We start from the raw sequence: 1,634 nt of genomic DNA on the forward strand, positions 1-1,634 counted from the left end.
GGCACCTTCTCGAAGATCAGCGCGACCGCGAACAACACGAGCGCGCAACCGGCAAGCGCGGCCCAGGTGATCGGCTCGCCCAAGAACAGCGCGGCCCAGATCAGCGCGAACAGCGGCACAAGGAAGGTCACCGTGACCGCGCGTTCGACCCCGGCAGCTCGCAGGATGCGGAAGTACAACGCATAGGCGATGCCGGTGCAGAGGATACCGAGCGCGATCAGGGCAAGGCCGACGTTGAGCGGCGGCAAGCTCGCCGGCGCGGTCGCGAGCGCGAGCGGCACCAGCGGTAGCGAGCCGCCGATCAGGTTGCCCGCGGTGATGACGAGCGGATCCGCGTCACCGTAACGCTGCTTGGCCATGATCGCGCCGACCGCGTACAGGAACGAGGCGAACAGCGCCGCAGCGAAGCCGATCGCGGTGGCCAGGCTCATCTCGAGGTGGCCGAACTTCGCCAGCGTGGCGACGCCGAGCACGCCGACGACCACGCCGGCCAGCTTCGATGCCGACGGCTGCGTGCCGCGCACCCACCCGATCAGCACGGCGAACAGCGGCACGGTCGCGTTGAGCACGGCGAGGTAGCCGGCCGGCAGCGAGCGCGCAGCCAGGGCGAAACAGCACAGCGGCAAACCCATGACGATGAAGCCGACGACGAGGTAATCGCGCCAGCGTGCGCGCCACTGCAGCGGCTTGCGCAGCAGCGCGAGCACGCCGAGCAGGGTCAGCGCGGCGAAGATCATGCGCCCGGCGCCGGTCATGCCCGCGCCGATCACCGGCACGGTGATGCGCTGGAACATGAAGGACGCGCCCCAGATCATGCCGAGCACGACGAGTTGGGCGAAGATGGAGGGATTCATCGGACACTCCTTGGGATCCACCGGCGCAAAATGGCGCGGGCAGTGATACGACATGCGCATCCTAAGCCTCGCGCGTGCGCGCGGGAAACGCTATTTTCTCGAGTCATCTGTGAGCTTTCCTCACAGATGTTAGACTGCCCGCCGGACCTTTCGCAGAGCCGCCCGCGCATGAATCCTTGGCACCGCCTGCCGCCGCTGCGTTCGCTGCGCGTGCTCGAGGCCGCCGTGCGTCACCAGAACTACACGCGCGCGGCGGACGAGCTCAGTCTCACCCACAGCGCGGTCAGCCACCAGATCCACGCGCTTGAGGCGACGCTCGGCATGCCGCTGCTGCAGCGCGCCGGGCGACAGATGCGCGCGACCGATGCCGGTCGCCAGCTTGCCCAGGACGTGCGTTCCGCGCTCGACCAGCTCGCCGCGGCACTGGAACGCCTGCGCGGCCAGGACAGTGCAAATTCGCTCACAGTCAGCGTGCTGCCCTCGTTCGCCGCGGCCTGGCTGGTCGCGCGTCTCGGCGGTTTCCTCGAACGCCATCCCGGCATCGAGCTGCGCCTCGAAAGCACGCCGACCGTCACCGATTTTCGCAGCGACGGCGTCGACGTCGCGATCCGCTACGGCACCGGCAACTACGAGGGCCTGATCAGCGAGAAGCTGTTCGACGACGAGCTGTTTCCGACCGTGAGTCCGGCGCTCGCGCGGCGCGTGCGCCTGCGCAATCCGGCCGACCTCGCGCGCGTGCCGCTGCTGCGCATCCGCCAGCAGCCGTGGACGCCGTGGTTC

General features: G+C 68.8%; 2 protein-coding genes. One reads left to right on the forward strand and one right to left on the reverse strand.

The genetic code is table 11. From position 1 onward, the window contains the following. The coding region (locus VF497_RS14145; RefSeq protein ID WP_330889810.1) for a DMT family transporter at nucleotides 1-854 on the reverse strand (854 nt) is incomplete at its 3' end. A 168-nt stretch (nucleotides 855-1,022) separates the two neighbouring features. Here VF497_RS14145 and VF497_RS14150 point away from each other — a divergent pair. Further along, the coding region (locus tag VF497_RS14150; RefSeq protein WP_330889813.1) for a LysR substrate-binding domain-containing protein at nucleotides 1,023-1,634 on the forward strand (612 nt) is incomplete at its 3' end.

Origin of the sequence: Rudaea sp., assembly GCF_036383415.1 — a bacterium.
GTDB lineage: Bacteria > Pseudomonadota > Gammaproteobacteria > Xanthomonadales > Rhodanobacteraceae > Rudaea.